The following is a 25,027-nucleotide window of genomic DNA, read 5'->3' as shown; positions in this document are numbered from 1 at the left end:
TTTAGTAAATTTCCTATTCTTTAAATTTGTACAGTAATCTTCAAAAAGAAGGAACTAACAAAATTAAAAGAAATGGAAAAGAAATTAGCAGTGGTGGCATTGGGAGGAAATGCGATCCTCCGGGGCAATCAGAAAGGAACTGTAGCCGAACAGAATCAAAATATACGGGAGACGTTGGAAAATTTGGTTTATTTGATCCGGGACGGTTATAATTTGATTATTACGCACGGTAACGGCCCGCAGGTCGGAAATATCTTGATGAGTGATGATGCCGGCGTGAGAATGTACGGTTTGCCTCCGATGTCGTTGGATATGTGTGTGGCTTATTCACAGGGACAGATCGGGTATATGATCGAACGGAATTTGCGCAATATATTAAAGGAGCATAATTTAAGCCGGCATGTCATCTCTATGATTTCGCAGGTTGTAGTGGACCAGCATGATCCGGCTTTACAGAATCCCACGAAGCGGGTGGGTAAGATTTATACGAAGGAAGAAGCGGATAAATTACACGCTGAGCACGGTTGGATTTTTAAGGAAGAGATAAAGGTGGAAGGCGGATGGCGTCGTGTGGTACCTTCTCCTGCGCCGGTTGATTTTAAAAATGCTCCTTTGGTAGAACGTATGGCTCGTGCTGGAAGTATCGTCATTACGGGAGGTGGCGGCGGTATACCGGTGTATGTCGATGCGGAAGGTATGTTGCAGCCGATCGAAGGTGTTATCGATAAAGATTTGGCATCGGCCATGATCGGAGTCCGGGTGAAAGCAGATGAGTTGTATATATTGACAGATGTACCTTATATATATAAGGATTATCGTAAACCGACCCAGGAAATTCTGGAATTTCTGGACTATGCGGATACTGTAAAGTATCTGGAAGCCGGTATGTTCGGTGAAGGAAGTATGGCACCCAAAATCCGGGCTTGTCTGGCTTTTGTGGAGAAAGGCGGTCAGAAAGCGGTTATTACGGAGGCCACGAAATTGGAGGACCGCCGGTACGGTTCGAAGATTACCATGCATTATGATTAAGTATGAAGAATCGGAAATCTGGAGTTCTGAAAATAAAAAATGAATCCTTCGCATTCAAATTTTCAAATCTCCAAATTAAAATTATACATTTGTCTTCGACATGAAAATTTAAGATTACTGTTTGAAATTTACAATTTAAATTGATACGATATGGCTTTTAATTTGAGAAACAGAAATTTTCTGAAGTTGTTGGATTTTACTCCGACGGAAATTAAATATTTATTGGATTTGGCTGCTGATTTAAAGAAAGCCAAATATGCCGGTATAGAACAACCCTGTTTGAAGGGGAAGAATATAGCTTTGATATTTGAGAAGACCTCTACCCGTACACGTTGTGCTTTTGAGGTGGCCGCTTATGATCAGGGTGCGCATACGACTTATCTGGGCCCTAGCGGATCGCAGATCGGTGTAAAAGAATCGATGAAAGATACGGCACGTGTGTTGGGACGTATGTATGACGGTATTGAGTATCGCGGATTTACCCAGGCTACTGTAGAGGAACTGGCAAAATATGCCGGTGTTCCGGTATGGAACGGTTTGACAAATGAATTCCATCCGACACAGATTCTGGCTGACTTCCTTACGATGTCCGAGCATGTGGATAAACCGTTGAATCAGGTAACTTTTGCTTATTTAGGGGATGCCCGGTTTAATATGGGTAATTCTTTGATGGTCGGAGGCGCCAAAATGGGAATGGATGTACGGATCGTTGCCCCTAAAGCTTTACAACCGGATGCTGAATTGATTGCTACCTGCAAGGAAATAGCGAAAGAAACCGGAGCTAAGGTTACTGTAACGGATGATGTTGAAGCCGGTGTAAAAGGATGTGATTTCTTGTATACGGACGTGTGGGTTTCTATGGGAGAGCCTGCAGAAGTATGGGCAGAACGTATTAAATTGTTGATGCCTTATCAGGTAAATGCTAAAGTAATGGAAATGACGGGCAATAAAAAGTGTAAGTTTATGCATTGTTTACCGGCCTATCATAACCTGGAAACACAAGTGGGACGTGATGTTCAGAAACAATTCGGATTGAACGGCATTGAAGTGACAGAAGAGGTTTTCGAATCGCCGAATTCCATCGTTTTTGATGAGGCTGAAAACCGAATGCATACGATAAAAGCTGTTATGGTTGCGACATTGGGATGCTGATTTACAAATCGGATATAATAAAATGAGAAGAGGGTGCTTGCGCACCCTCTTTTTTATTCCCGGAAACTTTGAATACCGGCTTCCACATCGGGATAAATATCGAGAATCATTTGTAAATGCAATAGATCGAATACTGTTGCGACGTCTTTGTTCAGACAACATATTTTGAAAGTAGAATCGTTACTCTTGGCTGTTTTGACGAGAGAAATGATACATCCGATACCACTACTGTCGATAAACGTGATGTCTTCCAGATCTAAAATCAGTTTGGTTTTCGGAATACTCAGCAATGGTTTCAATTCATTTTTTATTTCTTCCGTAATAGATAAAGTGAATCTGGATAATTCTGCTAACCTTGCAATTTTGATACCCTCTTTTTCTTGCAATTTAATAACCATGGTCATTGTTTTAATTTAGTTTTTATTCTTCAATTTGTATTTAGGCGTCAGTTAATAGTTCGTCTTTCAATGCTATAGAAGCGGATAGATTTCGGATGTGTTATATTCATATAGAAATAAAATTTATCTGCAATTCCAAACTTTAAAGTTACAATAAAAGAATCGAAAATTCAAAGAATATGTCTTATTTTGTTTATGATTTGGGAAAATAAAAAGCGGATGAAAAAGGAGAGGAAAGGAATAAATCTTATATCTTTGTAAAGTTTTGCATGGATGGGCAATTTTTAAAAATGAGTTGTTCTGAGCCTTGTTGAGTGCTAACGTTTGCGAGTATTGTACTTGAAGTAATAATTATATAAACATTAAAAAAATAACAACAAATGAAAACCACACCGTTTACGCATTTTCATGAAGCTTTAGGAGCAAGGATGGCTCCTTTTGCCGGATATAACATGCCGATAGAATACAGCGGAATTAAAGATGAACATCTGACTGTCCGTGAGAAAGCCGGCGTTTTTGATGTATCTCACATGGGAGAATTTTGGATAAAGGGTCCGAAAGCATTCGATTTGGTGCAAAAGCTGACTTCTAACGATGTGGCTGCTTTAACGGATGGTAAAGTGCAATACAGTTGCTTCCCGAACGAAACCGGCGGGATTGTTGACGATTTGTTGGTTTATCGTTTCAGCGCTGAAAAATATTTGCTGGTGGTTAATGCAGCCAATATTGAAAAAGACTGGAATCACGTTGTGAAGTATGCAGAAGAAATGGGTATGAAACCGGGAGTTGATCTGGAGAATACATCCGATGATATCTGTCAGTTGGCTATCCAAGGTCCTTTGGCATTGAAAATAATGCAAAAACTGACCAAGGAGAATGTTACGGATATGGAATACTATACATTTAAAGAGATTCCGTTTGCCGGAATAGATAAGGTTATTTTCTCGACAACGGGGTATACCGGATCCGGCGGTTGTGAAGTATACGCTTATAATAAGGATGCCGATAAGTTATGGAATGCCATATTTGAAGCCGGGGCAGAGTTCGGTATCAAGCCGATCGGTTTGGGAGCCCGGGATACCTTGCGTCTGGAAGCCGGTTTCTGTTTGTACGGACATGAAATCGACGACGAACATTCACCGATTGAAGCCGGTTTGGGTTGGATTACCAAGTTTGTACCGGGTAATGATTTCATCAACCGTGCTTATCATGAAAAACTGAAAGAAGATAAACCTTCCCGTTATTTGAAAGGATTTGAGGTATTGGATAAAGGTATCGCCCGTCAGGGATATCCGATTGAAGATGCCGAAGGCAATGAGATCGGTGTTGTATGTTCCGGTACGGTATCTCCTTTGACGGGGAAATCAATCGGAACCGGTTATGTAAAGAGCGGTTTTCATAAGCTTGATACGGAAATTTTTATCCGCGTAAGAAATAAAGCATTGAAAGCCAAGATTGTCAAAATGCCTTTCTTTTAAAAAGATGTTTTCCTCTTTTGCCGGAAAAATCTGAATAAATAGAATGATTTTGATTTTGAAGAAAAGGGGAACAATTTCTTATAAAAAGGATGTTTTTAAAGATAAATATTGCATATTTGTAACGTTTCCGAAAGAAACTTAATTTATAATTTCATTAATACTATACGATATGAGAAAGCATATTTTTAACGCCGGGCCGTGTAAGTTGCCCGATTCTACATTGAAGAATACAGCAGCTGCCGTATTGGAATTTGGTAATACCGGTCAGTCTATCATGGAGGTATCCCACCGTTCGGCTGATTTTCAGGCTGTATATGATGAAGCTGTGGCTTTGTTTAAAGAAGTATTGAATATTCCGGAAGGATACCATGTACTTTTCTTAGGAGGTGGTGCCAGTATGCAATTCTGCATGATTCCGTATAACTTCTTGAAAAAGAAAGCTGCTTATGTAAATACAGGAACCTGGTCTACGGCGGCTATCAAAGAAGCTAAGCTTTGGGGTGAAGTAGAGGTTGTGGCTTCTTCTGAAGCAGACGGTTTTACTTACTATCCCGAATTTACGATTCCTGCGGACGTGGATTATATGCATATCACTTCTAATAATACGATCCGTGGTACGGAAATTTTTAAAGATCCGGTTTCTCCGGTACCCTTGTTGGCCGATATGTCTTCAGATATATGCAGTCGTCCGGTAGATGTTTCCAAATATGCAATGATCTACGGCGGTTGCCAGAAGAACCTCGGACCTGCCGGTGTAACTTTTGTTATTATTAAGGATGAATTCCTGAAACATGTGGTTGCTGACAGACCTATTCCTACGATGTTGAAATACCAGACCCATGTGGACAAGGAATCTATGTATAACACACCTCCTTGTATCAATATCTTCGGTGTAAAAGAAACCTTGAAGTGGGTAAAAGAAATGGGTGGTGTGAAAGAGATGGAGAAACGTGCTATCGAAAGAGCTGACGCAATTTACAATTACTTGGAAACCAGTAAGGTATTCCGTCCGGTTGTCAAAGAAGGCTCTCGTTCCCGTATGAATATTCCTTTCTTATTGAGAGAAGGATATGAGGCATTGGAAAAAGATTTTCTGGATTTCTGTAAGACCAAGAATATCGTAGGTGTGAAAGGTCACCGTTCAGTGGGTGGTTTCCGTGCATCTACCTATAATGCTTGTACGATGGATGATGTGAATGCTTTGTTGGCTGCAATGACAGAATTCGAAAAAGCACATATAAAATAATACAGTTTTAGATTATAGATTTTAAATTGTAAATTTTAAGTTTACTTTTTAAAGTCTATAATTTATAATTAAAAATTGAAATCATGACAAAAGTATTAATTGCTACCGATAAACCTTTTGCTGCGGTTGCTGTAAAAGGGATCCGTGAAATCGTAGAAGCCCAGGGTTATGAACTGGTATTATTGGAAAAATATACTTCTCAGGACGAATTGATTGCTGCGGTTGCTGATGTGGATGCTATGATCATCCGTTCAGATAAAGCTACCAAAGAGGTGATCGATGCTGCGAAGAACCTGAAAGTAATTGTACGTGCCGGAGCCGGGTATGACAATATCGATTTGCAGGCTTGCACGGATCGGGGTATTGTCGCTATGAATACTCCGGGACAGAATTCAAATGCCGTTGCCGAATTGGTATTTGGTATGATGGTTTATATGGCCCGTAATTTCTATAACGGGAAATCGGGAGTTGAACTGAAAGGTAAAAAGATCGGTATTCACGCTTACGGGAATGTCGGACAAAATGTCGGACGTGTCGCTAAGGGCTTCGGAATGGAGGTATATGCGTTCGATCCGTTTATGACCGACGAGCAAATCAAAGCTGCCGGAGCTATTCCATTGCATTCGGTAGAAGAGATGTACGGTATGTGTAATTATGTTTCTTTGCATATTCCGGCTACGGAGAAGACGAAAAAATCAATCAATTATGAATTGGTTAACCGGATGCCGAAAGGAGCTGTATTGGTAAATACGGCCCGTAAAGAAGTAATCGATGAGGAAGGTTTGTTGAAATTGATGGCTGACCGGCCTGATTTCAAATACATTTCTGATATCGCGCCGGATAATGCTGCCGAATATGCACCGTTTGAAGGCCGTTATTTCTTTACTCCGAAAAAAATGGGAGCCCAGACCGAAGAGGCTAATATTAATGCCGGTCTTGCAGCTGCCCGTCAGATTGTAGCTTATCTGGAACACGGAGATGCTAAATTCAAAGTAAACAAATAATGATTTGAAAATTTGAAGATGTGGGGATTTGAATATATTGAACTTCCACATCTTCTGTTTTTATTCTGATTTTCAAATTTCCAAATTTATAATTTTATGGCTATAGTAAAACCATTTAAAGGCTTACGTACTCCGAATCAAGTTGTGTGCGAAGAGTTGGCTTGTCTGCCGTATGACGTGATGAATTCGGAAGAGGCTGCTCAGATGGCTGCCGGGAAGCCGAAGTCTCTCTTACACGTGACACGTGCCGAAATAGATTGCCCTCCGGGAACGGATATTCATTCGGAAACCGTTTACCACAAGAGTGTGGAGAATTTCAAGATGTTCCAGGAAAAAGGGTGGTTGGTACAGGATAATGAAGCTAAATTTTATATTTATGCCCAAACGATGGACGGACGTACTCAATACGGGATCGTCGGTTGTGCTGCCTGTGAGGATTATATGAACGGGATTATTAAAAAACATGAATTGACCCGTCCTGACAAGGAAGAGGATCGCATGGTGCTTACCCGTTATGTAAATGCGAATCTGGAACCGGTATTTTTTGCTTACCGTGCTGTACCTGAGATTGATGCGATCGTTGAAAACGTTGTGAAGAATCAGAAAGCGGATTACGATTTCGTAGCGGAGGATGGTTTCGGACATCATTTCTGGGCAATCCATTGTCCGGAAACCAACAAGCGGTTGGAGGAACTGTTTGCAACGAAAGTTCCGTATACCTATGTAGCTGACGGGCATCATCGTACCGCAGCAGCAGCTCGCATCGGAGCAGAATATAAAGCTAAAAATCCGAATCATACCGGTAATGAAGAATACAATTTCTTTATGGCCGTTCATTTCCCCGATCATCAGTTGAAGATTATCGATTACAACCGGGTGGTAAAAGATCTGAATGGTTTGACGGAAGCTGAATTATTGGATAAGCTGAATGCCTGCTTTAAAGTTGAAGATATGGGTACGGAGATTTATCATCCGGCCAAACTGCATGAATTCAGTATGTATTTGGGTGGTAAATGGTATCGTTTGACGGCTAAACCCGGTTCATATAACGATAATGACCCGATAGAAGTGTTGGATGTGACCATTTTATCCAAACACGTTTTGGCTGACATCCTGGATATCCAGGATTTGCGTACTTCTAAGCGAATTGATTTCGTCGGAGGTATCCGTGGTCTGGGTGAATTGAAAAGACGTGTGGACAATGGTGAGATGAAAGTGGCATTCGCTTTGTATCCGGTATCTATGGAACAATTGCTGAATATTGCCGATACGGGTAATATTATGCCGCCGAAAACGACATGGTTTGAGCCTAAGTTGCGTTCAGGCTTAGTCATTCATAAGATAGATTAAAGAGTAAAGCCGCTTTCGGGCGGCTTTTCTTATAAACAGGAGTGTGATTTATTTAAAACTCGGGATGAATAAATGAAAAAGATAATTTTATTAAGCTTGTGTCTGGGATGGAGTCTTTGTATTTTGGCACAGGTAACACAAGCAGATTACCGTCGTATCGATACCTTGTCGGCTAATGCCCAGCGGGTGTATGACAATGCTGTAAATCCGGTGTGGATCGGGGATTCCCATTATTTTTGGTATCTTAACCACGGTCGGGAAGGAGATGTTTTTTGGTTGGTGAATGCTGAAACCGGAAAAAAGGAAAAAGCTTTTCAGGCTGAAAAATTGGCACTGGCTTTGACTAAAGCCAGCGGTGAAAAAGTAAATGCCATGAAATTACCCTTCCGTAAGATTGATTTTCGGACGGACAGGAGTGGTTTTGAATTTGAGTTTCAAGGAAAAAAGTGGTTTTATCATGTTCGTACAAATAAGTTGACAGAAAAAGGAACGGTTGAAAAGCAGGAGAGAAAATGGGAGCGTTACGATAGAAAAGCTGAAAAGCGGGTGATGTCTCCCGATAAAAAATGGGAGGCATTCAATCGGGACAACAATATATACGTGCGCGATTTATCGGACAATAAAGAATATGCTTTGAGCATGGACGGTATAAAGGATTTTTATTATTCTTCCGATATCAATTGGTCGCCGGATTCTAAAAAGTTAGCCGTAATTAAAGTGCGGGATATGGAGGAGAGGCGGATTCCTTTGATCGAGTCGAGTCCGAAGAGCCAAAAACAACCGATTCTGCAATGGCGCGATTATGCTAAACCGGGGGATGTGTTGCCGGTATATTTGCCTGCGTTGTTTGATGTTACGTCAAAGCGTCAGATTTCTTTGGAAACTTTGCCTTTTGAAAATCAATTTTATTTGAATCTGACGGGTTGGCGGGAAGATAGCCGGGCCTTTACTTTCGAGTTTAATCAACGGGGACATCAACGTTATATCGTTGCCGAAGTGAGTGCGGAAGACGGACATATCCGGCCGTTGATAGATGAACAATCGCCGACGTTTATTTATTATGGCCGTAATTTCCGGCATGATCTGAACGGCGGTAAAGAAATATTATGGATATCAGAAAGGGACGGTTGGAGACATCTTTATCGCTTCGACGGTGAAACGGGCAAGGTAATCAATCAGGTGACGAAAGGAGAATGGGTTGTCCGGGAAGTGGAACATGTGGATGAGGCCAATCAAACGATTTTGTTTACTGCTTCCGGACTTCATGCAGGAGAAGATCCCTATAACCTTCATTATTGCCGGATCAATTTTGACGGTAGCGGTTTTGTCGACCTGACACCGGAGAATGCCGATCACTATGTTGTTTTCTCAAAGGACCGGAATTATTTTACAGATGTCTATTCCCGTCCGGATATGCCTTATGTCAGTGTTGTGAAACGGGCAGACGGGAGTCGGGTGGCAGAAATACAAAAAGCGGATATCCGTGATTTGCTGGCTACCGGATGGCAGATACCGGAGGTGTTTTGTGCTAAGGGACGCGACGGTAAAACAGATATTTGGGGAAACATATACCGCCCGTCCGGGTTTGATGCTCAAAAATCTTATCCGGTGGTGGAGATGATTTATGCCGGACCGCATGATTCACATGTCGATAAATATTTCCGGGCATACAATCATCTGACTTCCCGGCTTTGTGACCTGGGGTTTGTCGTCGTGACAATCGACGGTATGGGAACGGCTAACCGTTCGAAAGCTTTTCATGACGTATGTTGGAAAAACCTGAAAGATGCCGGTTTCCCGGACCGGATTGCCTGGATAAAAGCAGCGGCACAGAAATATCCTGCGTTGGATACTTCCCGTGTCGGCATTTACGGTTGGTCTGCCGGCGGTCAGAATGCAATGGCGGCATTGTTGTTTCACAATGATTTTTACAAGGCGGCAGTTGCTTTGTGCGGGTGTCACGATAACCGTATGGATAAAATCTGGTGGAACGAACAATGGATGGGATATCCGATCGATGAATCATACAGCGCCTGTTCAAATGTGGATAATGCCTGGCGTTTGAAAGGTAAGTTATTGCTTATAAACGGGGAACTGGACGATAATGTGGACCCTGCTTCCACTTTACAGGTGGTGGATGCCCTTGTCAAAGCGGGTAAGAATTTCGAGCAGTTGTATCTGCCTAATCATACTCACAGTCTGGGAGGTAATTTTGAGATGCGCCGGATCCACGATTTTTTTGTCAGATATTTGATGCATCAGGATGCTCCTGAATGGGAATAATATATGGGATTTTGGATCGTTTGCGAATAATCCGGGATCATTCAGAAAAAGCACAGTGAATTTTTTCACTGTGTTTTTTTGTTGGAGGAGTTTGCTTTTATGAGAGAATGATACGAATTTGTTACGCTATTAGAATATCCGGACAGGAATATATTTGCGTCGTAATAATTTTGTAACAATTTTGAAACAGGAGCGTAACATTCGCTTCATATTTTTGCATTTGTAAGCAAAAATATAAGAATGGAAACAATTTATCTGGGGATCATTATTTTTCTCTTTTTATTAGCAATTTTTGATCTGTTTGTCGGGGTTAGCAATGACGCCGTTAATTTTTTAAATTCAGCTATCGGCGCCAAAGCTGCTTCTTTTCGTACGATCATTGTTATTGCTGCCATCGGAATTTTTTGTGGTGCTACGATGAGTAACGGTATGATGGAGATTGCCCGTCACGGAATTTTCCGGCCCGAAGCATTTTATTTTAATGAGTTGATGTGTATTTTTCTGGCGGTGATGGTGACGGATGTGGTATTACTGGATATTTTCAATACTTTGGGAATGCCTACGTCAACGACCGTATCGATGGTTTTTGAGTTGCTGGGAGGAACTTTTGCTTTGGCTCTGGTAAAGATTGCATCGGGTGGAGATGTCCTCACTTTTGCCGAGCTGCTGAATACCGAAAAAGCACTGACCGTTATTTTGGGTATCTTTTTGTCGGTAGCTGTTGCTTTTTTCTTCGGTTCTCTGGTACAATACCTGTCCCGTATCCTGTTTACGTTCAATTATAAAACAAAATTGAAGTGGACGATCGGACTTTTCGGGGGCATTGCAGTTACGGCAATTATTTATTTTATGCTGATTAAGGGAGTTAAAGACGCCTCTTTTATGACGGCAGAGCTTAAATTGTGGGTGAAGGAGAATACGGTTTTAATAGTTAGCGGATGTTTTGTATTTTTTACCGTATTGATGCAGCTTTTGCATTGGTGTAAGATAAATGTTTTCCGGGTTGTGGTGTTGTTGGGTACGTTTGCTCTGGCGATGGCTTTTGCCGGGAATGATTTGGTGAACTTTGTCGGAGTACCTTTGGCGGGATTGGCTTCTTATTCGGATTTTATGGCTAACGGAAACGCTGATGCATCCGGTTATTTTATGAGAGCTTTGAATGAACCGGCACGTACGCCTTTTTTGTTTTTATTCTTGTCGGGTGTTATCATGGTTATTGCCTTGTTTACCTCCAAGAAGGCCCGGAATGTCATTAAGACATCCGTAGACCTTTCCCGTCAGGAGGAAGGCAATGAGATGTTCGGTTCTTCGGCTATTGCCCGTAGTCTGGTACGCTTTTCCACAAGTCTGAATAATACGTTATCGAGGGTATTACCGGAAGGGGTGAAGCATTGGCTGAACCGTCGGTTTAATAAAGATGAGGCGATTATTGCAAACGGAGCGGCGTTTGATTTGGTCCGGGCTTCGGTGAATCTGGTGTTGGCCGGGTTATTGATTGCTTTGGGGACTTCCATGAAGTTACCGCTTTCCACAACTTATGTCGCTTTTATGGTAGCTATGGGCTCCTCTTTGGCAGACCGGGCCTGGGGCAGGGAAAGTGCCGTATTTCGGGTGACAGGCGTACTTTCGGTGATCGGCGGTTGGTTTATTACGGCGGGGGCTGCTTTTATCATTTGCTTTCTGGTAACATTAATCATGTTTTACGGGGGGATAGCGGCGATGTTGATTATGATCGGAGTCGCTGTATTGATGTTGATTAACAGTAACAAGCGTTACCGCAAAAAGTTGAAGAGCGAAAAAGAAGACGAATTGTTTCAGTGTATTTTGTATGCTAAAGATAAGAAGGAAATCTGGAGTCTGCTTCGGCGGCATGTAAGTGAGAATCTGGTAAAAGTACTGGGATTTGCGTCTGCAATTTATTTACAAATGACGGACGGATTTATTCACGAGGATTTGAAGAGTTTGCGGAAGGCTGTTGCAGTGACGGATGAGGAAAAGGACAAGCTGAAAAAAATCAGACGAAAAGAGACATTGGGGATGCGCCGGATAGAACGAAATGTTGCCATCGAAAAAAATACGTGGTTCCATCTGGGCAGTAACAGCAGTGAGCAATTGATGTATTGCCTGAAACGGATTTGTGAGCCTTGTAAAGAACATGTGGACAACAATTTTAATCCGCTACCGGTCAAAAGTGCTGCAGAATTTATTCCGGTCAGGGATGAGTTGATTGCTTTATTGCAGCAAACCCGGGAAATTATTTCTGCCGGACAGTATGCACAAGCCGAGCAGACATTGGCAGAAGGGGAGAATCTGAAAGTAAAGTTATCAACTCTTCACAAGCTGCAGATCGAACGAATGCAGGAAGAAAACGGCAGTGTAAAATTGTCGTTGGTGTACCTGAATTTATTACAGGAATCACAGGAGTTGGTGAGTATATTGCGGCATATGCTCCGGGCAAGCCGGAAATTCCAGGAGTCTTAACCTGGAATTTCCCGCTTTGTCTCATTCGAACAGAAATTTGAACGGCTGACTGGTTTTGAATTGTGAAGCTGCATTACCGGCATATATTTCACCGTTCGAGAGATTGAGTTTTTTGACCGGCGCATCGGAAGAAAAATCCAGATCCCGGAAATTGACCCAAAATATGTTCGGCGTCATTGTGGATTCAAAGAAATAAATTTTGTTTTTCTGGTCAGAGACGGTACGCCAACGGGTAGAGGCAATGTTGGGTTGATCGGGGGTGGAGATTCCCAAGGGCACCGATACATTGCGCATAACACTGAATACACCTGCGACTGCTTCTCTTTGATCGGCGGTTTGCGGGATGGCGTTTATGTAAAAGGAAGCTCTGACAAAGCGGTCGGCTGCCCGGTTGGTTCCCGGTAACATGACTAAACCGCCTATTTGTTTCCAGTAGTTGTTGAGGGTGATTTGCTGTTCGTAAGTCGGAGAGTTGGTCATTACCTGACATTGGCGTCCTTCGTGAATAACAAGATTGCCGTTGATGTATTCGAAGATTGCACTGTTGCCGCTTGTATCCGAAATTGCCAGATGAAGTGTGGATTTCGATCCGTTTGGCATGTCGGGAGCGTCGATGCGGAAAAGCTCTTTCCGGAGTTCCTTAACAGCCTCGTCGACTGTGGCAAAATTATCCAGGACGTATTGGGTCCAGATGCTGATACCCATTACGGGGCGGGTGTCGTTGGGGCGGTCGTAAGAGGATTCGGTGAGATAGAGGATATTGGCCACCAGTCCTTTTTCGTTCATCCCGTCCGAGGTGCCGATATCATAGCCGGCGGTGATGACACTCCCGTATTTGGAGGTCCAGTGGATCGTGTTGCCGCTGTCGGCTCCGGCTCTTTTTATTCCGCGTGGAAAAAGATAAATATTGGATTTTAAATCTTCTTTCCAATCCATGGTACGTCCTGTAATTACCATGTTGTCGGGACCCAGATAAACGGCCCGGGTACATGCCTGTGAAGGTAAAGCCAGATAAGAAGTCAGGAGTAAAATACCGATAAATGTCATTCTTTTTTTCATATCTTTTTTTTAGATAAGGAACGTGAAATCGGGAAGAAAGATTTATAAAAGATATTGAATTTATTATTTTATCGGGATTAAGGAATTAATTTACGGAGACGGGGAATTGTCGGAGTTGTAATTTTGCATTCAGAACCGTTTGTAAATGAAGGGGGTACTCTAATATTGAAAATGCCTCTCAAAATTATCGTTTTGACATTTGAGAGGCACATTTGTTATCTGCTTGTTTCTGGTTAATACAACGGAGCTCCATTGTAAAAATCCAGGATTTTAGACCGGAAGATAAAATCATACTTGGCTTGTAAGACTTCCGACAAGGATTTGGCCAAACGGGTTTTGATGTCATTGAATTGGTAGCTGGTAGATTTTCCCGCCTTGTATTTTTGTTCTTCGTATTGGAAAGCTATTTGTGAGGCTTCAACCGATTTTTCCGAAGAACGGTATTTTTCATGTGCGGCTACGGCATTGTAATAGGCCTGTTGGATTTCTTTGTATAAGATCAGGCGGGTATTGTCCAATTGTAATTGCTGGTTTTCAATATCCAAACGGGCCATACGCACCTGATTACGGGTGGCCATGCGGTTGAACAAGGGAATATTTATATTTAATCCGACCGATTCGCTTCCGTTATTGCTCAGCTGAGAGGAAAAAGACGGATTGCGGGATCCTTCAAGATTATAGGTATGATAGTAGGCATTGCTGTAGGAAGCGCCCAGTGACAGGGTCGGATAGTAGGCAGAACGTGTAACTTTTAAATTTTTCTCACTGCTTTGCAGTCTGAATTCTGCGGCTTTTATTGCCGGACGATTGCCGGCTGAATGCGTAAATACTTCTACCGGAGTTTGCAGGTTCAACATTTCTTCTACAATGATATTTTCCAGATCGGGCATTACAATATCGAATTTTTCCGGACTTTCCAGGTTGAGTAGCTGGCTTAGGTCGAGTAATGATAATTTTAAGCTATTTGCTGCCTGGGTAAGGTTTAATTCTTCCCTGGCTAAAGCGGCTTTTGCATCAAATAATTCCGACTCCGGGCTTTTACCGTTCCGGACCAGTATTTCAGTCTGTTCAACCTGACTTTTACTTAACTTTACCTGTTCTTCTGCGACATTCAGTAATTCCTTATTCAGTAATACCTGAAGATAATAGGAGGTAATATTTAAAGATAAATCCTCTTTTGTCCGGTTTAGTTCTTCTACGGCAGCCTGTAAGCTCATCTTTTTGGCTTTTACGTCGTTGTGTATCCGGAACCCTGAAAATACGGGTACGTTTGCCGATACGTTAAGCGAGCTACTGGCCTGTGATTGATCCTGATATGTTCCGTCCCGCCCCGGCCCCCGGCCGAAATAAAAGTTCTGTGATCCGCTTGCGTTCAGATTGGGAAGGCGGCTGTATTGTGACGTATTCAGATTCAGTTCCTGATTCATCTTTTCCAGTATACGCTGGCGGACATCGATGTTGTGCTCGATGGCATATTCGACACATTGCTTTAGCGTCCAGACTTCCGGTGTCTGCTCTTCCTGTCCCCAAATAGCTATCGGCGATAGTATGAAAATCAGTATATATATTCCTATTATTTTCATCTTTTTTTACTTTAGAGTCTTTATAATCCTATCTGCTGCTTACTTCTTTTCTTTCATTCCTCTTATCCGGTCCTCAGCCGTAATGCCGCTGATGACTTCAATATTTATTCCGTCGGATAGACCGAGTTTTACCTGACGTTTTTCAAATTTTTGTTCCGGGATTTCGGTAAGGACGATCTGCACAAAGGCTGAATCCTGCTTAAATTCGACCGTACTTTCCGGAATGGTCAATACGTCTGTCCTTTGGTCCAAAATGATCTCTGCATTTGCACTGTAACCCGCACGCACGAATACCGTATCCGGAATTTCCGCAGCCGCTTTGATTTCAAAAAGTATAGCGCCGTTTTCTTCGATACTCTTTGGGGATATGTATTCCAGTATGGCTTGGAATTTAGAGTCTTGTAATGCTCCGACGGTCAGTGTCAGAGGCATACCCTCCTTGATCCGTCCGACCTCTGTTTCGTCTATTTTTCCTTTGAAAATCATATCGGACATATCGGCAATTGAAGCAATGGTGGTACCGTCGTTGAAATTATTCGATTGAATGACAGAGTTTCCTACTTTTACGGGTACGTCCAAAATCATACCTGTAATGGTCGCCCGGATTTGGGTATTGCTGAATTGAGAGGAACGTTTGGCAATACCGTCTCTTACAATTTCCAGATTATCCTGTGCATTTTGTAATTCTTCTTTGGCCCGGTTCAGTTCGGTTTCCATTTTTTCGAATTCTTCTTTGGAAATAACTTTTCCTTCGAACAGCCCTTTGTTACGGTCGTATTCCCGTTGTGTCTGCGAAAGATTTATCCGGGCTACATTCACCCGGGATTCGGCTGCATTCAATGTTCCCATTTCCGGAATGACTTTTACTTTTGCCAGTACATCTCCGGCTTTTACTTTCTGTCCGGCTTCTTTATATACCTCCGATACGATTCCCGATATCTGCGGCTTGATCAGCACTTCATCCCGGGGTTCCACTTTTCCGGTTGCCACTGTTTTTTTCTGTATTGTACCGATGGTGGGTTGTACGATTTGGTAAACCACTTTTTCCGGTTGAGATTTTTTCCAGAGAAAGATAAATGTCCATACCAATATAACGACAAACAGTCCCAGGAAAACAAACTTAATGTACTTTTTCATAATATGTTCTTTATTTTATTTTCAATTATTACATGTTATTCTTCCCGTATGGCATCGATGGCTTTTATCTGAAGAGCCCTCCAGGCCGGGATAACACCGGCCAGCAAACCGCAAATCAGTAAGACAAAAGCAGCGATTACCGCAATATAAAACGGGATTTGAGGGTGTTGGAAAAAGGTGTCTTTACTCATGTTTGCGCTTAAGACATTGTCTACCATACTGAGTATTCCGACGCCGAAGGCCAGTCCGAAAAATCCGGCCAGGGCCGTTAACACCAGACTTTCACTCATAATTTGAGTCAGGATGGTTTTCGGTTTCGCGCCCAGGGCTCTCCGTATGCCTATTTCTTTTGTCCTTTCCCTTACCGTGACCATCATAATATTGCTCACTCCGACGACACCGGCCAATAATGTTCCCAATCCGACAATCCATATCAGTGCGCTGATACCCAGGAAAAGCATGCTGAACATCCGGAATTGTTTTTCTACATTCATGCTTTGTACGGCCATCGGATCGGTCGGGGATATGGAATGCCGGGCTTTCAGTAAATTTTTGATTTGATCTTCATAATCGCTTACCCTGGCTTCGTCGTATAAGGTCAGAGCGATACAATCGACGATATCCCCGCGGTTGTAAGTTTGTTGCATTACGGTATAAGGCAATATGATGGATTCATTGGAATTACCTCCGATGTTTATTTCTGTAACGGGTTCGTTTACTCCTATTACCTGATAATAGATGCCGTTGATTTTTAATAAATGTCCCAGAGGATTACCGGTGCCCTGAAACATTTCATCGTACACTTTTTTTCCGATTACACAGACTTTCCGTTTGTCACGTATATCCACTTCATTTAAATAACGTCCGTAAATCATCGATTGGGGTTCGATAAAGTTGTACATGGGATTTAGCCCCTTGATGTAATATGTACCGTATTTATCGCCCCGGACCGTATTGTTGTCACTGCGGCCTCCGAATAGAATGGGGGAGATGTATTTTATTTCGGGGACCTGGGCCGCCAGCATGTCCATATCGTTGTTACGCAGGTTCCAGTAGCGTCCTTTGCGGAAACCTTTGTAAGCTTCGGTAGTGACATTGCTGAAAAAATAGGCCGAATTTTCCGCGAATCCTTCCACGCCTGCCAGTACTCCGTTTTGCAATCCGTAACCGGCCCCGGACATGACAACCAACATAAAGATACCCCAAAATACTCCGAATGCCGTCAATACACTCCGCATTTTGTTCCGGGTTATCGTAATCCATATTTCCTGCCAACGATCTATATCAAACATGTGAATTGAATATTACAAATTAATAATGAATGAGAAGCATTTATTCATAACGTAAGGCTTCTATGGGTTTAATACTGACCGCTTTTTTGGCAGGGAAGTATCCGGCTAAAAGCCCGGATATAATCAATACCATTGTCGCTGCTATGACCACCGATATGTCGACTGTCGGATTTTTAAATACACTCATATCATTGTTACCGCCACTACTTATTGCGCTGTTGATCAATTCTGTCAGCCCGACACCGGCTATCATTCCGATGTATCCGAAAAAGCTGGTGATTAACAAGGCTTCCAGTAAGATTAATTTTAAAATGGAAAAAGGAGTTGCTCCCAATGATTTCCGGATGCCGAATTCCTTGGTTCTCTCTTTCACCGTAATCAGCATAATATTACTTACACCGACTACACCGGCTATCAATGTCCCGATTCCGATCACCCAGACAAATAAGTTGATACCGTTGAATATTCCCATGGTTTGCATATAATTTTTCAATTTATTCCATACCCACATGGCTCTGCGGTCGCTTACATCGAAAGCATGCCGCACCGCCATATTGGCCCGCATATTCTGATCGAATTCATCATTGGCTTCCTGGGTAACCAGGTCTTCAACCATAAAGGAAATTTGGCCGAATCCGTCTTCCGGATTATAGATGCGCAGAGCCGTTGTCAGTGGAATGAATACATCCGGCAATTGGTTCATATTGTCGTCTTCGTAAATACCGATGACCTGATATGCTACTTTATCTACTATGACATATTTTCCCAAAGGAGGTACTTCCCGGAATAACCCGTCGGCTGTTTTCTGGTGGATGACAATTACTTTCCGCGCCTCTTTTATGTCGGACTCGTTGATAAAACGTCCTTTTCCTGCTTTTATTTCTACGTTTTCGATAACAGCATAATCCGGAGTTATTCCGCGTAATGAGTTTGTCCCGTATTCTTTCCCGTAAGAAATGACTGTATTCCAGCGGCTGATGCTGGGAGAATAATATGAAATGTTGGGAAATTCCCGTTTCAGGAAAAATTCGTCGTTGGCATCGAATTTAATGCGGCGTCCTTTTTGTAGTCCCTGGTACGGCATACTCGTTTTGCCCGGCCACAAACTGACCGTATTTTTGGCTGAATTTCCAAAATTGGAGGAGACGCCGTTTTTCAAACCGTTGCCTGCTCCGAGTAAAAGGATCAGCATAAAAATACCCCAGGCCATAGAGAAACCTGTCAGAAAAGTCCGTAGCTTATTCTTTTTTATCGTACTGAATATTTCACGCCAGACATCGAACATAAAACGATATTATTTGAGATTATGACTGCTGTTTGTTCTGCATCTTGTATAAAGAACCCCATTTCCGGCCGGTTTATAATAAGATTTTTTCCGCCGGGGCACTTTCCGTTGTTTCAATGGAGCCGATCAATCCGTCTTTGATGTGAATGATCTTATGGGTCATGGCAGCTACGTCAGGGGCGTGAGTAACGATAATCATCGTCATCCCGGTTTGGTTGACGTCTTTTAGGATGTTCATTACTTCGATTGACGTTTTGCTATCCAAGGCGCCTGTCGGCTCATCCGCCAGGATTACCTGAGGTTTGCCTACCAATGCCCGCGCTATAGCCACCCGTTGCTTTTGTCCTCCCGACAATTCGTTAGGCATGTGTGTGGCCCATTCTTTTAATCCCAGTTTATCGAGGTATTCCATAGCTATCATGTTCCTGCGTTTCCGGGATATGCCTTGGTAGTAAAGTGGCAGGGCAACATTTTCCAACGCATTTTTGAATGAAATCAGATTGAAGGACTGAAATACGAAGCCGATCATTTTGTTCCGGTATTCGGCGGATTGAGTTTCACTTAAATTTTTGATCAGTATGTTATTGAGATAATATTCCCCTGTGTCGTAGTTATCCAGGATGCCTAATATATTCAATAATGTTGATTTTCCGGAACCTGAAGCTCCCATGATTGATACAAACTCCCCTTTTTCGATTGTCAGATCAATTCCTTTCAATACATGTAAAGGAGCTCCGTTGTTGTATGTTTTGTTGATATTCTCGAGACGAATCATTTACCCCGCGTTAAGATTAGAAATATTTGAGTTCAAAATCGTGTTTTGATTTTGCTTATTAGACGCTTGAATATATAAAAAGTTACGGTCTAAAAGAAAAGATTGTAAAATTATTTTAATGTTTACATAGCAGAGGAAAACATTGTCCGGACTTCTTTTTACAGCCCGGTGTTATTTTTATCTGATTAAAAAAGCGACTCCATCCAGAGTCGCTTTCAGATTAATATTTTAGCCACTTGTATAATTCCTTCCAGGTGACTTTTTTACCGTACATCAATATACCGATGCGGTAAATCTTTCCGGATAACCAGGTAAAGAAGATGAAAGCGGCGATGAGAGTGACAATGGAAGTGATGATTTCCCATGCCGGAACTCCGAACGGTATGCGTACCAGCATAACGATAGGCGAGGTGAAGGGGATCATCGAGCTCCAGAATACCAGGGGCGATTCGGGGCTTTTCATAGCAGCAAATCCGATATATACGGCAGCAATCAGGATAATAGACAGTGGTGTCATGAATTGCTGGGAATCGGTTTCGTTGTCTACGGCTGCGCCTATGGCTGCGAATAGAGAGGCATATAAAAGGTAACCTCCGATGAAGTAGAAAATAAAAGCACCCAGGAATGAAAGAATGAAACCGGGTTCGATTGTTTTGACTACATTCTGGATGATCTGAAGTTGTTCCGGATTTACACCGCTGGTTTGGCTCATCATAGCAATATTGGATGAATTACGTAAGGCTTCCATGTCGATGTCCGGAAGGAATATGGCTTGCAGTGCGATCATTGCAGCACCTCCCAGAATGATCCAGATCAGAAATTGTACGAGACCGACGGAGGCAACGCCGATGATTTTACCGAGTAAAAACTGGAAAGGTTTTACAGAAGATACCAATACTTCGATGATCCGGTTATTTTTTTCTTCGATAACTCCTTTCATGACCTGGGCTGCATACATAAAGATAAAGATATAGATGATAAAGCCCCCCGCCAATCCGACAATTGAAGCTATTTCTGACGAACTTTCCTTTGCTTCTCCGGATTCTGTAACCATTAATGTACGTACGGTAACCGGTGTGCGGGTAGCTGCCAGTTTTTCTTCGAGATCGGGTATTTGTGATTCGGCAATAACGACACTTTTTTTGATATTTTCAATTTTACGCCTTAGTTGTGATGATATTTCTCCTTTTAAATCCATTGTAATTTGGGAAAAGGAATAAATCGGAATTTCGGCACTGTCCATCACATTAGTCGGAATCCACATCACGGCGTAGTAATTTTCTTTATTTAAAAAGTCTGCGGCATTGGCTTCAGTGACATTTTGATCCGTATATTCAAATTTTGTGTTATTGATGGTTTCTAACGGATTTTCTAAGGAAGAAGCGTTAACAACTGCGATTCTTCTTTCCTGGGTGTCGTCTTTCAGCATCATCCACATGAGGAAAGCATAGAATAGGATGAACAGTATCGGTACGAATACCGTGACGAGCAGGAAGGTTTTTTTCCGTACTCTGGTCGAGAATTCCCGGCTTATGATGATAAATGTTTTATTCATGATCTATGAGGTTTTAGAGTATCGTAAATTTATTGGCCTTTTACCAGTTTGATAAAGATATCATTCATTCCCGGGATGATTTTCTGATAGGAGATAATATCCGTATGGGGCAAAATGCGGGCCAGTAATGTATTGGCTTCACACGGTTTTATCCGTTGCAGGATGATGTCCTGGCGGTTGCCTTCTGTTTTCTGCGAAAGGATTTCGAATTCTTCGCCGGTGAATTGTTCCGGCTGGAAGTCAGGATTATACTTACAACTCAATTCATAGGTGTCGTTTGCATATTTTTCCCGGATTTCATTGATCGGTCCTTCGATGATTTTTTTCGATTTGTTGATGAGGGCAATGTGGCTGCATATTTCCTCAACGGAAGCCATATTGTGGGTAGAAAAAATGATGGTGGTTCCTTCTTTGCGCAATTCCAGTATTTCCCGTTTTAAAAGTTCTACGTTGATCGGGTCAAATCCGCTGAACGGTTCGTCGAAAATAAGCATTTCCGGTTTATGGAGGACTGTCGTGATAAACTGTACTTTTTGGGCCATCCCTTTGGAAAGTTCTTCTACTTTTTTATCCCACCATTCTTCTATTTCGAACTTTTCGAACCAACTTTTCAGTTGTTTGATGGCTTCATTGCGGTTGAGTCCTTTTAAACGGGCTAAATATACGGCTTGTTCACCTACTTTCATTTTTTTATACAATCCTCGCTCTTCCGGCAGATAACCGATGCGATTCATATCGGCAGGCACTAACGGTTTACCGTCGAAAAAAAGTTCTCCGGAGTCGGGGCCTGTGATCTGGGTAATGATCCGGATCAAAGAAGTTTTTCCGGCTCCGTTGGGGCCGAGCAATCCATAGACAGCACCTTTGGGAATATCTATGGATACGTCATCCAATGCCTTGTGGTTGGCGTAATTTTTTACGATGTTTTTTGCAACAAAAAAACTCATGTTCTTATGTGGTTTGGGGTTAAAAAGGTAAAAGGCCGCCTTTAGACGACCTTTTTGTAATTATTCCAGTTCGATCATTAATGTTCCTTTGGGAACCTGATCTCCTTTAGTGACATAGATTTTTTTTACTTTGGCTGTAAATGGAGCAATAATTTTGTTGTCCATTTTCATTGCTTCCAGAATCAGTAAAGTATCACCTCCTTCGACGTCCTGACCTTCTTTTACGTTGATTTGAAGAATTGTCCCGGGAATGTAAGCTTCAATCAGATGCGGATTGGGTTCCGTCCAGGCTTTCCGGTTTATCCACTTTTGCGTAAAAGTAGTTTTGTATTCAACTCCGTCGATTTGTAATTTTTCGTATTTTGTAGCCATACTGTGTTCTCCTTTCTGCTAAAATGGTGGGATACCATGTTTTTTCTGCGGAACCATGACGGTTTTGTTACTGGAAACTTCGATGGAATGCTTGAGTAACATACGTGTTTCTTCCGGTTCGATTACAGAATCAATATATCCTTTAGAAGCAGCTACATAAGGGTTTGCGAATTTTTCACGGTATTCGGCCACTTTTTGCTTACGTGTTTCGTTCGGATGATCGGATTCTTTGATTTCTTTTTTGAAAATGATATTGGCAGCACCTTCAGGTCCCATAACGGCAATTTCAGCCGTCGGCCATGCAAACATAAAGTCTGCTTTCAGGTGACGGGAGTTCATGGCGATATAACCTCCGCCGTATGCTTTACGCAAAATGACAGTGATCTTGGGAACTGTAGCTTCGCTATATGCATATAATACTTTGGCCCCGTGACGGATTACACCCATGTGTTCCTGTTCTACACCCGGCAGATAGCCCGGCATATCTTCGAAAGTCACAATCGGGATATTGAATGCATCACAGAAACGGATAAAGCGTCCGGCTTTATCTGCGGAGTCACAATCGAGTACTCCGGCCAGTACCAAAGGTTGATTGGCTACAAAACCGACGGTTTCTCCGTCAATGCGTCCGAAACCGATCACGATATTCTGGGCAAAGTCCTGTTGTACTTCCATAAAATCCGAATCGTCGGCTATAGCCATGATGATATCGCGTACATCGTACGGTTGTGTCGGGTCGGCGGGAAGTATGTTGTTGATTTTGTATTCCGGTTTTGGCGGTTTTGCCGGGAAAGCTTTGGCTTTACGCTGGTTGTTCCATGAAATAAAGGTAAGCAGGCGTTTGATTTGTTCGAAACATTCCTGCTCCGTCATGGCAAAGAAATGGGCATTACCGCTGATAGCTGCATGTACCCGTGCTCCCCCGAGGTCTTCCATGGAAACAACTTCTCCCAATACGGTTTTTACAACTTCCGGACCGGTAATGAACATTTTGGAAATATTATCTACCACGAAGACAAAGTCCGTTAATGCAGGAGAATATACGGCACCACCGGCACAAGGACCGAGGATAACAGATAACTGGGGAATAACTCCAGAAGCCATTGTGTTTCTGAAAAATATCTCGCCATAACCGGCTAAAGAGTCTACACCTTCCTGAATACGTGCACCACCGGAATCGTTGATACCGATAAGCGGCATCCGCATTTTGAGGGCATGATCCATGATTTTGGTGATTTTCCGGGCATGCATCAATCCCAATGAACCTCCGGCTACGGTGAAGTCCTGTGCATAGATAGCAACCGGCTCTCCGTAAACGGTACCGGTACCTATTACTACACCGTCTCCGTGCAGCACTTTTTTGTCCATGTCGAAATCCTTGGATTGGTGCTCTACGAACATATCGTATTCATGAAAAGAACCTGCATCAACAATACCCTGAATTCTTTCCCGGGCTGTCAATTTCCCCATGGCATTCTGTTTCTTGATCGCCTCTTCACCACCACCCTGGAGAACAATTTCTTTTCTCTTCCTTAAATCGAGAATATTCCTTTTAAGTGACATATTTATTGTTTTTGTTAATAATTTGCACGTCGTCCTAAAGAGGTGCGTGCATATTTTTTCAGACGGCAATGTTAATAAAAAAAAATGATTAAAAAAATAACCTCGGCTCGCTATAAGTGTTAAAATATTGATTGATTGTATTTTAATACCAGTTTATTTTACCTTATTCAAATTACGGAAAATTATAAAATCTTAAGGAATCCGGTTTTAAAATGGCTTTAGCCCCTCTGTTTGTCATTTTGATTTAAAATTAATGAATTTTCTTCATTTCGTCTGGAACCGGCTTCTGGTTTACGTTTCTCAGTCTTGTTTCCGGAAGTGTAACCCGTTTTCGTTTTACCCGTTTAATTATGGACTGATTTTAAATTAAAAATGACAACAATGCATACGAGTTTTAAAGATAAAGACGGAGTAAGGAGCAAACATTTGATTATTCTGGCACATCCGGATCCCGAATCTTTGAGTGTTGCTTATAAGGATGAGGTAGTAAAATTAACACAGAAAGCCGGTAGCGAGGCAATTGTCCGGGATTTGTATAATATCGGTTTCCATCCGGTATTGAGTGGGGAGGATTTTGCTGCATTCAAGGAGGGAAAAGTACCTGCAGATATTAAATTGGAGCAGGATTACATTCGTTGTGCAGATTTGATTACTTTTATTTATCCTATTTGGTGGGCAGGTATGCCTGCCATGATGAAAGGGTATATCGACCGGGTGTTCAGCCGCGGATTTGCTTATGATATTGTCGGTTTAGGGGAGATTAAAAAGTTATTGACCGGGAAAAGAGTTGTCGTTCTGAATAATTTTGGGATGACTTATGACGAATATGAGCAATCGGGTATGTTGGATGCTTTGAAAAGAACAAGTGACACCGGTATTTTTGAGTTTTGCGGAATGGAGGTTGAAGCGCATCATTTTTTCGGACGTATGGATAAAGCATCGCGGGAAGAATGCTGCGGTCATGTACGGATGTTGGGCTTTTTGTATGAGAAATTTTTACCGGCGCGTTGATAAAATAAAATGGAGGCAAATAACTGC

The 25,027-nt window shown here is 42.3% G+C and carries 20 protein-coding genes; 9 read left to right on the top strand and 11 right to left on the bottom strand.

Going from position 1 to position 25,027, the window contains the following annotated elements; translation table 11 throughout:
* Nucleotides 1-72: 72 nt before the first annotated feature.
* A complete protein-coding gene (locus BN8908_RS08650; protein WP_021988301.1) occupies nt 73-1,029 on the top strand; it encodes a carbamate kinase in 957 nt (318 codons plus the stop codon).
* Nucleotides 1,030-1,179: 150 nt separating this feature from the next.
* Nucleotides 1,180-2,181: an ornithine carbamoyltransferase gene (locus BN8908_RS08645; protein ID WP_021988302.1), complete on the top strand. Its 1,002-nt coding sequence runs from the start codon at nt 1,180-1,182 to the stop codon at nt 2,179-2,181.
* Between the two features lie 53 nt (nt 2,182-2,234).
* Here the strand turns inward: BN8908_RS08645 and BN8908_RS08640 are convergent, their stop codons facing one another.
* The gene (locus BN8908_RS08640) at nt 2,235-2,579 is read right to left on the bottom strand and encodes an STAS domain-containing protein (RefSeq protein WP_068690125.1); all 345 of its coding nucleotides are present in this window, start codon (nt 2,577-2,579) and stop codon (nt 2,235-2,237) included.
* Between the two features lie 380 nt (nt 2,580-2,959).
* Between BN8908_RS08640 and gcvT the strand changes: the two genes are divergently transcribed.
* From gcvT to BN8908_RS08610, 6 genes are all read left to right on the top strand, one after another.
* Nucleotides 2,960-4,057: a glycine cleavage system aminomethyltransferase GcvT gene (gene gcvT, locus BN8908_RS08635; protein WP_021988304.1), complete on the top strand. Its 1,098-nt coding sequence runs from the start codon at nt 2,960-2,962 to the stop codon at nt 4,055-4,057.
* A gap of 169 nt (nt 4,058-4,226) precedes the next feature.
* Nucleotides 4,227-5,303, top strand: a complete 1,077-nt coding sequence (gene serC, locus BN8908_RS08630) for a 3-phosphoserine/phosphohydroxythreonine transaminase (RefSeq protein WP_021988306.1) — start codon at nt 4,227-4,229, stop codon at nt 5,301-5,303.
* 83 nt (nt 5,304-5,386) lie between these two features.
* Nucleotides 5,387-6,307: a 3-phosphoglycerate dehydrogenase gene (locus BN8908_RS08625; RefSeq protein WP_021988307.1), complete on the top strand. Its 921-nt coding sequence runs from the start codon at nt 5,387-5,389 to the stop codon at nt 6,305-6,307.
* Between the two features lie 96 nt (nt 6,308-6,403).
* Nucleotides 6,404-7,657 (top strand): DUF1015 domain-containing protein, encoded by a 1,254-nt coding sequence (locus BN8908_RS08620; RefSeq protein WP_021988308.1) that lies wholly within the window; start codon nt 6,404-6,406, stop codon nt 7,655-7,657.
* A 72-nt stretch (nt 7,658-7,729) separates the two neighbouring features.
* The gene (locus BN8908_RS08615; RefSeq protein WP_068690123.1) at nt 7,730-9,940 is read left to right on the top strand and encodes a S9 family peptidase; all 2,211 of its coding nucleotides are present in this window, start codon (nt 7,730-7,732) and stop codon (nt 9,938-9,940) included.
* Nucleotides 9,941-10,180: 240 nt separating this feature from the next.
* On the top strand, nt 10,181-12,421 hold the full coding sequence (locus BN8908_RS08610) for an inorganic phosphate transporter (protein WP_068690120.1): 2,241 nt from the start codon (nt 10,181-10,183) through the stop codon (nt 12,419-12,421).
* A gap of 21 nt (nt 12,422-12,442) precedes the next feature.
* Here BN8908_RS08610 and BN8908_RS08605 read toward each other — a convergent pair whose 3' ends face one another.
* From BN8908_RS08605 to BN8908_RS08560, 10 genes are all read right to left on the bottom strand, one after another.
* Nucleotides 12,443-13,480 (bottom strand): linear amide C-N hydrolase, encoded by a 1,038-nt coding sequence (locus tag BN8908_RS08605; protein WP_021988311.1) that lies wholly within the window; start codon nt 13,478-13,480, stop codon nt 12,443-12,445.
* Between the two features lie 233 nt (nt 13,481-13,713).
* Nucleotides 13,714-15,063: a TolC family protein gene (locus tag BN8908_RS08600; protein ID WP_068690118.1), complete on the bottom strand. Its 1,350-nt coding sequence runs from the start codon at nt 15,061-15,063 to the stop codon at nt 13,714-13,716.
* Between the two features lie 39 nt (nt 15,064-15,102).
* Nucleotides 15,103-16,200 carry an efflux RND transporter periplasmic adaptor subunit gene (locus tag BN8908_RS08595; RefSeq protein ID WP_021988313.1) on the bottom strand — a complete coding sequence of 366 codons (1,098 nt, stop codon included), beginning with the start codon at nt 16,198-16,200 and terminating at the stop codon, nt 15,103-15,105.
* A gap of 35 nt (nt 16,201-16,235) precedes the next feature.
* A complete protein-coding gene (locus tag BN8908_RS08590; RefSeq protein ID WP_021988314.1) occupies nt 16,236-17,492 on the bottom strand; it encodes an ABC transporter permease in 1,257 nt (418 codons plus the stop codon).
* Between the two features lie 40 nt (nt 17,493-17,532).
* Nucleotides 17,533-18,777 (bottom strand): ABC transporter permease, encoded by a 1,245-nt coding sequence (locus BN8908_RS08585; RefSeq protein ID WP_068690116.1) that lies wholly within the window; start codon nt 18,775-18,777, stop codon nt 17,533-17,535.
* A 73-nt stretch (nt 18,778-18,850) separates the two neighbouring features.
* Nucleotides 18,851-19,552: an ABC transporter ATP-binding protein gene (locus tag BN8908_RS08580; protein WP_021988316.1), complete on the bottom strand. Its 702-nt coding sequence runs from the start codon at nt 19,550-19,552 to the stop codon at nt 18,851-18,853.
* 220 nt (nt 19,553-19,772) lie between these two features.
* Entirely contained in the window at nt 19,773-21,107 is a 1,335-nt protein-coding gene (locus BN8908_RS08575; protein WP_068690114.1) for an ABC transporter permease, read from the bottom strand.
* A gap of 29 nt (nt 21,108-21,136) precedes the next feature.
* Complete coding sequence (locus tag BN8908_RS08570; RefSeq protein WP_021988318.1) at nt 21,137-22,054, bottom strand: ABC transporter ATP-binding protein; 918 nt, start codon at nt 22,052-22,054, stop codon at nt 21,137-21,139.
* 60 nt (nt 22,055-22,114) lie between these two features.
* On the bottom strand, nt 22,115-22,426 hold the full coding sequence (locus tag BN8908_RS08565) for a biotin/lipoyl-containing protein (protein WP_021988319.1): 312 nt from the start codon (nt 22,424-22,426) through the stop codon (nt 22,115-22,117).
* An 18-nt stretch (nt 22,427-22,444) separates the two neighbouring features.
* The gene (locus BN8908_RS08560) at nt 22,445-23,989 is read right to left on the bottom strand and encodes an acyl-CoA carboxylase subunit beta (RefSeq protein ID WP_021988320.1); all 1,545 of its coding nucleotides are present in this window, start codon (nt 23,987-23,989) and stop codon (nt 22,445-22,447) included.
* A 381-nt stretch (nt 23,990-24,370) separates the two neighbouring features.
* Between BN8908_RS08560 and BN8908_RS08555 the strand changes: the two genes are divergently transcribed.
* Nucleotides 24,371-25,000 carry an NAD(P)H-dependent oxidoreductase gene (locus BN8908_RS08555; RefSeq protein ID WP_021988321.1) on the top strand — a complete coding sequence of 210 codons (630 nt, stop codon included), beginning with the start codon at nt 24,371-24,373 and terminating at the stop codon, nt 24,998-25,000.
* Nucleotides 25,001-25,027 lie beyond the last annotated feature (27 nt).

Source organism: Culturomica massiliensis, assembly GCF_900091655.1.
Lineage (GTDB): Bacteria > Bacteroidota > Bacteroidia > Bacteroidales > Marinifilaceae > Culturomica > Culturomica massiliensis.
Note: the sequence above shows the minus strand (reverse complement) of the source record. Positions and strands in the feature narration are given on the sequence as shown.

Excerpts from the sequence above, each read along its gene's own strand:
- BN8908_RS08650 (WP_021988301.1), top strand. The coding sequence starts at position 73 with ATGGAAAAGAAATTAGCAGTGGTGGCATTGGGAGGAAATGCGATCCTC.
- BN8908_RS08645 (WP_021988302.1), top strand. The coding sequence starts at position 1,180 with ATGGCTTTTAATTTGAGAAACAGAAATTTTCTGAAGTTGTTGGATTTT.
- BN8908_RS08640 (WP_068690125.1), bottom strand. The coding sequence starts at position 2,579 with ATGGTTATTAAATTGCAAGAAAAAGAGGGTATCAAAATTGCAAGGTTA.
- gcvT (WP_021988304.1), top strand. The coding sequence starts at position 2,960 with ATGAAAACCACACCGTTTACGCATTTTCATGAAGCTTTAGGAGCAAGG.
- serC (WP_021988306.1), top strand. The coding sequence starts at position 4,227 with ATGAGAAAGCATATTTTTAACGCCGGGCCGTGTAAGTTGCCCGATTCT.
- BN8908_RS08625 (WP_021988307.1), top strand. The coding sequence starts at position 5,387 with ATGACAAAAGTATTAATTGCTACCGATAAACCTTTTGCTGCGGTTGCT.
- BN8908_RS08620 (WP_021988308.1), top strand. The coding sequence starts at position 6,404 with ATGGCTATAGTAAAACCATTTAAAGGCTTACGTACTCCGAATCAAGTT.
- BN8908_RS08615 (WP_068690123.1), top strand. The coding sequence starts at position 7,730 with ATGAAAAAGATAATTTTATTAAGCTTGTGTCTGGGATGGAGTCTTTGT.
- BN8908_RS08610 (WP_068690120.1), top strand. The coding sequence starts at position 10,181 with ATGGAAACAATTTATCTGGGGATCATTATTTTTCTCTTTTTATTAGCA.
- BN8908_RS08605 (WP_021988311.1), bottom strand. The coding sequence starts at position 13,480 with ATGAAAAAAAGAATGACATTTATCGGTATTTTACTCCTGACTTCTTAT.
- BN8908_RS08600 (WP_068690118.1), bottom strand. The coding sequence starts at position 15,063 with ATGAAAATAATAGGAATATATATACTGATTTTCATACTATCGCCGATA.
- BN8908_RS08595 (WP_021988313.1), bottom strand. The coding sequence starts at position 16,200 with ATGAAAAAGTACATTAAGTTTGTTTTCCTGGGACTGTTTGTCGTTATA.
- BN8908_RS08590 (WP_021988314.1), bottom strand. The coding sequence starts at position 17,492 with ATGTTTGATATAGATCGTTGGCAGGAAATATGGATTACGATAACCCGG.
- BN8908_RS08585 (WP_068690116.1), bottom strand. The coding sequence starts at position 18,777 with ATGTTCGATGTCTGGCGTGAAATATTCAGTACGATAAAAAAGAATAAG.
- BN8908_RS08580 (WP_021988316.1), bottom strand. The coding sequence starts at position 19,552 with ATGATTCGTCTCGAGAATATCAACAAAACATACAACAACGGAGCTCCT.
- BN8908_RS08575 (WP_068690114.1), bottom strand. The coding sequence starts at position 21,107 with ATGAATAAAACATTTATCATCATAAGCCGGGAATTCTCGACCAGAGTA.
- BN8908_RS08570 (WP_021988318.1), bottom strand. The coding sequence starts at position 22,054 with ATGAGTTTTTTTGTTGCAAAAAACATCGTAAAAAATTACGCCAACCAC.
- BN8908_RS08565 (WP_021988319.1), bottom strand. The coding sequence starts at position 22,426 with ATGGCTACAAAATACGAAAAATTACAAATCGACGGAGTTGAATACAAA.
- BN8908_RS08560 (WP_021988320.1), bottom strand. The coding sequence starts at position 23,989 with ATGTCACTTAAAAGGAATATTCTCGATTTAAGGAAGAGAAAAGAAATT.
- BN8908_RS08555 (WP_021988321.1), top strand. The coding sequence starts at position 24,371 with ATGCATACGAGTTTTAAAGATAAAGACGGAGTAAGGAGCAAACATTTG.